At 63.0% G+C, this 6,866-nt stretch carries 6 protein-coding genes; all 6 read left to right on the forward strand.

Annotation, left to right across the window (positions count from 1 at the left end; all coding sequences use genetic code 11):
• Nucleotides 1-128: 128 nt before the first annotated feature.
• The gene (gene exbB / locus ACLD1X_RS20420; RefSeq protein ID WP_429370702.1) at nucleotides 129-1,100 is read left to right on the forward strand and encodes a tonB-system energizer ExbB; all 972 of its coding nucleotides are present in this window, start codon (nucleotides 129-131) and stop codon (nucleotides 1,098-1,100) included.
• Between the two features lie 6 nt (nucleotides 1,101-1,106).
• Nucleotides 1,107-1,535: a TonB system transport protein ExbD gene (gene exbD, locus ACLD1X_RS20425; protein WP_008018275.1), complete on the forward strand. Its 429-nt coding sequence runs from the start codon at nucleotides 1,107-1,109 to the stop codon at nucleotides 1,533-1,535.
• Entirely contained in the window at nucleotides 1,532-2,281 is a 750-nt protein-coding gene (locus ACLD1X_RS20430) for a TonB family protein (RefSeq protein ID WP_429370705.1), read from the forward strand. Before exbD ends, ACLD1X_RS20430 begins: the two co-directional genes overlap by 4 nt.
• A 293-nt stretch (nucleotides 2,282-2,574) precedes the next feature.
• Nucleotides 2,575-3,504, forward strand: coding sequence for a hydrogen peroxide-inducible genes activator (locus ACLD1X_RS20435; protein ID WP_111283035.1), 930 nt, complete (start codon nucleotides 2,575-2,577; stop codon nucleotides 3,502-3,504).
• Nucleotides 3,505-3,513: 9 nt separating this feature from the next.
• A complete protein-coding gene (gene recG, locus ACLD1X_RS20440) occupies nucleotides 3,514-5,589 on the forward strand; it encodes an ATP-dependent DNA helicase RecG (RefSeq protein ID WP_413703812.1) in 2,076 nt (691 codons plus the stop codon).
• A gap of 78 nt (nucleotides 5,590-5,667) precedes the next feature.
• On the forward strand, nucleotides 5,668-6,866 hold a 1,199-nt coding region (locus ACLD1X_RS20445), incomplete at its 3' end, for an aminoacyl-tRNA deacylase and HDOD domain-containing protein (protein WP_429370708.1).

Consider the following 6,866-nt stretch of genomic DNA (forward strand, 5'->3'; position numbering starts at 1 on the left):
GCAGGAAAAAAAGAGACTCTATTACTTTTGTTAACAAGAATTACTTGCAATAATGCGCCCCACTTTTGTTCTCGGCCTTTCGAGGCCTGGAAGAACATCACCCGTTTATTCTCTCAGGTCCGGCCAGCATGACACGCAATCAATTTCCCGCTTCGCCAACCAAACGACCTCGCGCCTGGAGCGCGGTGGCCGCCCTGCTCCTCAGCCTGATGCTGGCACCGGTTGCCGCTTTCGCTGATGCCCAGGCGCCGGCCACTCCAGCTGCCGCGGCCAATGCTCCTGCCGATCACGCTGCCCCGGCCGTTACTCCGGCCGCGACCGATCCTGCCCAGGCAGTACCGGCAGAAGCCTTGGGCGAAGACGCTCCCGAGGTCCTCGAAGCCAACAACACGCTGGGCATGGCCCATGACCTGTCGCCGTGGGGCATGTACAAGAATGCTGACATCATCGTGAAAATCGTGATGATCGGCCTGGCCATCGCCTCGATCATCACCTGGACCATCTGGATCGCCAAGGGTCTTGAGTTGATGGGCGCCAAGCGTCGTCTGCGCGGTGAAATCGCCCAACTGAAAAAATCCGCCTCCCTCAGGGAAGCCAGCGCCACTGCGGCAAAGGAAGGCACCCTGGCCAACCTGCTGGTCCATGACGCCCTCGAAGAGATGCGCCTGTCGGTCAACAGCCGTGAGAAAGAAGGCATCAAGGAACGCGTCAGCTTCCGTCTCGAGCGCCTGGTCGCGGCCTGCGGTCGCAACATGAGCAGCGGCACCGGCGTACTGGCGACCATCGGTTCCACTGCGCCGTTCGTCGGCCTGTTCGGTACCGTGTGGGGCATCATGAACAGCTTCATCGGCATCGCCAAAACCCAGACCACCAACCTCGCCGTCGTGGCTCCCGGCATCGCCGAAGCCCTGCTGGCAACTGCGCTGGGCCTGGTCGCGGCGATTCCTGCGGTGGTGATCTACAACGTGTTCGCCCGCTCCATCGCCGGTTACAAGGCGCAGGTGTCCGACGCTTCGGCGCAAGTCCTGCTGCTGGTCAGCCGTGACCTCGATCACCAGCCTGAGCGCAGCTCGCAACCGCACATGGTGAAAGTGGGGTAATCGGCCATGGGCCTGCATTTGAAAGAAGGGGCAGACGACGATCTGTCCGAAAACCACGAAATCAACGTCACGCCGTTCATCGACGTAATGCTGGTGCTGCTGATCATCTTCATGGTGGCGGCCCCGCTGGCCACCGTGGACATCAAGGTCGACCTGCCCGCCTCCACCGCCAAACCGGCGCCGCGGCCAGAGAAACCGGTGTTCCTCAGCGTCAAGGCTGACCAGCGCCTGTTCCTCGGTGAAGACGAAGTGAAGGCCGAGGCACTCGGCGCCACGCTCGACGCCAAAACCCAGGGCAAGAAAGACACGACGATCTTCTTCCAGGCCGACAAAGGCGTGGATTACGGCGACCTGATGAGCGTGATGGACAACCTGCGCTCGGCGGGTTACCTGAAGGTTGGCCTTGTCGGTCTCGAGTCGGCAGTCAAGAAATGATCACGACGCGCCATAAACTGACGCGTTACAGCGGTAGCCTGGCCGTGGTGCTGGGTGTTCACGCGCTGGCCATTGCGCTGGCGCTGAACTGGTCCGCTCGCCCGCCCATCGAATTGCCCCCTCAGGCAATGCTGGTCGAACTGGCACCGGTTCCTGCCCCGCCACCGCCTGCTCCGCCGAAGGTCGTCACACCTCCACAGCCACCGGCTCCGGTTGAAGAACTGCCGATCCCCAAGCTCGCTGAAGCGCCGAAAGCTGAAATTGCCGTGCCCAAGCCCGTCAAGCCAAAGCCGAAGCCACAGCCGCCCAAGCCGGTAGAGAAGAAACCCGAACCGCCGAAGGAAAAACCGGCCGAAGAAAAACCAGCGGAAACGCAACAGGCCCAGGCACCCACGGAAAAATCCGCCCAGCCTGCTCCGGGTCCGTCACCGGCTCAACAAGCGGCCAAGGCCAGTTGGCAAGGCACGCTGCTGGCGCACCTGCAGAAGTACAAGAAGTACCCTGCAAGTGCCCAGGCGCGGGGCAAGGAAGGGATGAACCGCCTGCGTTTCGTCGTGGATGCCGAAGGCAATGTGTTGTCGTTTGAGCTGGTAGGCGCCTCGGGCACTGCCGATCTGGACCGGGCTACCCTGGAAATGATCCGCCGCGCTCAACCGCTGCCCAAGCCACCGGCCGACATGCTGACCAATGGCTCCATCGAAATCGTTGCACCGTTTGTGTATTCGCTGGAAAAACGCCGGAGGTAAAGCACCGCCGCCCCCTGTAGGAGCGAGCTAGCTCGCGATGCTCGTCAACGATAACGCGACGAACCTGACACCCCACGGCGATCTCAGGTTTTTCGCGAGCAAGCTCGCTCCTACGTCTGATAACGTGCGTCTATCGATTGCAGCCGGTATGCTTGGCCCGCAACTTCNGCGACGAACCTGACACCCCACGGCGATCTCAGGTTTTTCGCGAGCAAGCTCGCTCCTACGTCTGATAACGTGCGTCTATCGATTGCAGCCGGTATGCTTGGCCCGCAACTTCATGGACGCTTGCTATGACCCTCACAGAATTACGCTACATCGTTACCCTCGCCCAAGAGCAGCATTTCGGCCACGCGGCCGAGCGTTGCCACGTCAGTCAGCCGACCCTTTCGGTGGGCGTGAAAAAGCTTGAAGACGAACTCGGTGTGCTGATTTTCGAGCGCAGCAAAAGCGCCGTGCGCCTGACTCCGGTCGGCGAAGGCATCGTAGCCCAGGCGCAAAAGGTGCTGGAACAGGCCCAGGGCATCCGCGAACTGGCCCAGGCCGGCAAGAACCAGCTGACCGCCCCGCTGAAAGTCGGCGCGATCTATACCGTCGGGCCATACCTGTTCCCGCACCTGATTCCGCAACTGCACCGGGTCGCCCCGCAGATGCCGTTGTACATCGAAGAAAACTTCACCCACGTGCTGCGCGACAAACTGCGCAACGGCGAGCTCGACGCGATCATCATCGCCCTGCCGTTCAGCGAAGCCGACGTGCTGACCCTGCAACTCTACGACGAGCCGTTCTACGTGCTGATGCCGGCCCAGCACCCGTGGACGCAAAAAGAATCCATCGACGCCAGCCTGCTCAACGACAAGAGCCTGCTGCTGCTCGGCGAAGGTCACTGCTTCCGCGACCAGGTGCTGGAAGCCTGCCCGACCCTGACCAAAGGCAACGACGGCGCCAAGCACACCACGGTGGAATCCAGCTCCCTGGAAACCATTCGCCACATGGTCGCGTCCGGCCTGGGCATCTCGATCCTGCCGTTGTCCGCGGTCGATAGCCATCACTACGCCCCCGGCGTGATCGAAGTGCGTCCGTTGTCGGCACCCGTACCGTTCCGCACCGTGGCCATTGCCTGGCGCGCCAGCTTCCCGCGCCCGAAAGCGATTGAAATCCTCGCCGACTCCATTCGCCTGTGCTCGGTGGCCAAGCCAGCAGCGCAAGCTGCTGTGGGCTAAGCGACGGTCATGAGCGAGTTGTCGCAAGTGTCGGTGACGGCACTCAAGGGTGTCGGTGAAGCCATGGCCGAGAAACTGGCCAAGGTCGGCCTGGAAAACCTCCAGGACGTACTGTTTCACCTGCCCCTGCGCTATCAGGATCGTACCCGTGTGGTCCCGATCGGCGCGTTGCGACCCGGTCAGGACGCCGTCATTGAAGGCACTGTCAGCGGCGCTGATGTGGTCATGGGGCGGCGGCGCAGCCTCGTGGTTCGGTTGCAGGATGGTACCGGGGGCTTGAGCCTGCGCTTCTACCATTTCAGCAACGCGCAGAAAGAAGGCCTCAAGCGCGGCACGCGGATTCGCTGCTACGGCGAGGCGCGACCCGGTGCTTCGGGGCTGGAGATCTACCACCCGGAGTACCGCGCCATCAACGGCGACGAGCCGCCGCCCGTGGATGAAACCCTGACCCCGGTGTACCCGCTCACCGAAGGCCTGACCCAACAGCGCTTGCGCCAGTTGTGCATGCAGACCCTCACCCTGCTCGGCCCCAGCAGCCTGCCCGACTGGCTGCCGAACGAACTGGCCCGGGACTACCAACTGGCGCCGCTGGCCGATGCAATTCGCTACCTGCACAACCCGCCCGCCGATGCCGACGTCGATGAACTGGCCCTCGGTCACCACTGGGCGCAACACCGCCTGGCCTTCGAAGAATTGCTGACTCATCAACTGTCGCAACAGCGCCTGCGCGAAAGCATGCGCGCCCTGCGTGCGCCAGCGATGCCCAAGGCAACGAAGCTGCCAGCCAAATACCTGGCCAACCTCGGCTTCAACCCGACCGGCGCCCAGCAACGGGTCGGCAACGAAATCGCTTACGACCTCAGCCAGCACGAACCGATGCTGCGGCTGATCCAGGGCGACGTCGGCGCCGGCAAAACCGTGGTCGCCGCCCTCGCCGCGCTGCAAGCGCTGGAGGCCGGTCATCAGGTGGCCCTGATGGCGCCCACCGAGATTCTCGCCGAACAGCACTTCATCACCTTCAAGCGCTGGCTCGAACCACTGGGTATCGAAGTCGCGTGGCTCGCTGGCAAGCTCAAAGGCAAGAACCGCACGGCCGCGCTGGAGCAAATCGCCAACGGCACGCCGATGGTGGTCGGCACTCACGCGCTGTTCCAGGATGAAGTGCAATTCCAGAACCTGGCGCTGGTGATCATCGACGAACAGCACCGCTTCGGCGTGCAGCAGCGTCTGGCCTTGCGGCAAAAGGGTGTCGGTGGACGCATGTGCCCGCACCAGTTGATCATGACCGCGACGCCGATTCCGCGCACGCTGGCCATGAGCGCCTACGCCGATCTCGACACCTCGATCCTCGACGAACTGCCCCCCGGCCGAACCCCAGTGAATACTGTGCTGATCACCGACACCCGACGGGTCGAAGTCATCGAGCGGGTGCGCAGCGCTTGCGCCGAAGGGCGTCAGGCCTATTGGGTTTGCACCCTGATCGAAGAGTCGGAAGAATTGACCTGCCAGGCCGCCGAAACCACCTTCGAGGACCTCACCGCCGCCCTCGGCGAGCTGAAGGTCGGGCTGATCCACGGCCGAATGAAGCCTGCGGAAAAAGCCGCGGTGATGGCCGAATTCAAGGCCGGCAACCTGCAACTGCTGGTCGCGACCACGGTGATCGAAGTGGGCGTGGACGTGCCCAACGCCAGCCTGATGATCATCGAGAACCCCGAGCGCCTGGGCCTGGCGCAACTGCACCAGTTGCGCGGCCGCGTTGGCCGGGGCAGCGCGGTCAGCCATTGCGTGCTGCTCTACCATCCGCCGCTGTCACAGATCGGTCGTCAGCGCCTGGGCATCATGCGCGAAACCAACGATGGTTTCGTCATCGCCGAAAAGGACCTGGAGTTGCGCGGCCCCGGTGAAATGCTCGGCACACGGCAAACAGGCCTGCTTCAATTCAAGGTCGCCGACCTGATGCGCGACGCCGATTTGCTGCCCGCCGTGCGGGATGCCGCCCAGGCTTTGCTCGAGCGTTGGCCGACCCACGTCAGCCCGCTGCTCGATCGATGGCTGCGTCATGGCCAACAATACGGCCAAGTGTGACAACCGTCACGGTTTCTGAGGCGTGGCCCCAAGCAAGCTGGTTATACTCCTGCAATTGTTTTAGTACGGATACAGACCATGACCGAAGTTGCCTTCGCACCCGACACCCCGCACGCTCCGTCGGTTATTCGGCTGATGCTGGGCAAGTTGGGCATTGCCTACGAAGAAGTGCTGGACCATCACGGCCTGAATGCCGCGCGCAAAGTTCAGGCCGTTCTGCTGGATGACAGCGTCGGCGCGTTGATGGTGCTGTTTGCGCAGAGCCAGTTGCTGGACCTCAATCGCCTCACTGAACTCACCGGTCGCCGCCTCACCGCCGTACCCACCGAGCGCCTGACAAAAATGCTCGGCAAGCACAACCTCAGCTTGCTGCCGGGCCTGCCGGCGCTGACCAGTTCACCGTGCCTGTACGACGAAAGCCTGCTGCGCGAGCCAATGTTGCTGATCAACTCCGGCGAGCCGGGCGTGCTGCTGGAAATCTCCAGCGAAGATTTCAAGACGACCATGCTGGCCAAGGCCAGTGCCGCCAACTTCGGCGAGAACCTGACCAGCATTCGTCCCAACCTCGACCGCCCCGATGACGACCGCGAGGAAATCACCCAGGCCGTCCAGGCGTTCACCGCGCGGCGCATCCAGCAACGCCTGGAAGAGACCATCGAGATTCCGCCGCTGGCCGAAACCGCACAAAAAATCATCAAGCTGCGCGTCGACCCCAACGCCACCATCGACGACATCACCGGCGTGGTCGAAACCGACCCGGCGCTGGCCGCACAAGTGGTGAGCTGGGCGGCATCGCCGTACTACGCCTCGCCGGGCAAGATCCGTTCGGTGGAAGACGCCATCGTGCGCGTACTGGGCTTCGACCTGGTGATCAACCTGGCGCTGGGCCTGGCCCTGGGTAAAACCCTTAGCCTGCCCAAGGACCACCCGCAACACTCCACGCCGTACTGGCAGCAATCGATCTACACCGCCGCCGTCATCGAAGGCCTGACCCGCGCCATGCCGCGCGCCCAGCGCCCGGAAGCCGGCCTGACCTACCTGGCCGGCCTGCTGCATAACTTCGGTTATCTGCTGCTGGCACACGTGTTCCCGCCGCACTTCTCGCTGATCTGCCGCCACCTGGAGGTCAATCCGCACCTGTGTCACAGCTTTGTGGAACAACACCTGCTGGGCATCAGCCGCGAACAGATCGGCTCCTGGCTGATGCGCTATTGGGACATGCCCGAAGAGCTGGCCACCGCCCTGCGCTTCCAGCACGACCCGGCCTACGACGGCGC

The organism is Pseudomonas sp. 18173, from assembly GCF_050432945.1.
Taxonomy (GTDB): Bacteria; Pseudomonadota; Gammaproteobacteria; order Pseudomonadales; family Pseudomonadaceae; genus Aquipseudomonas.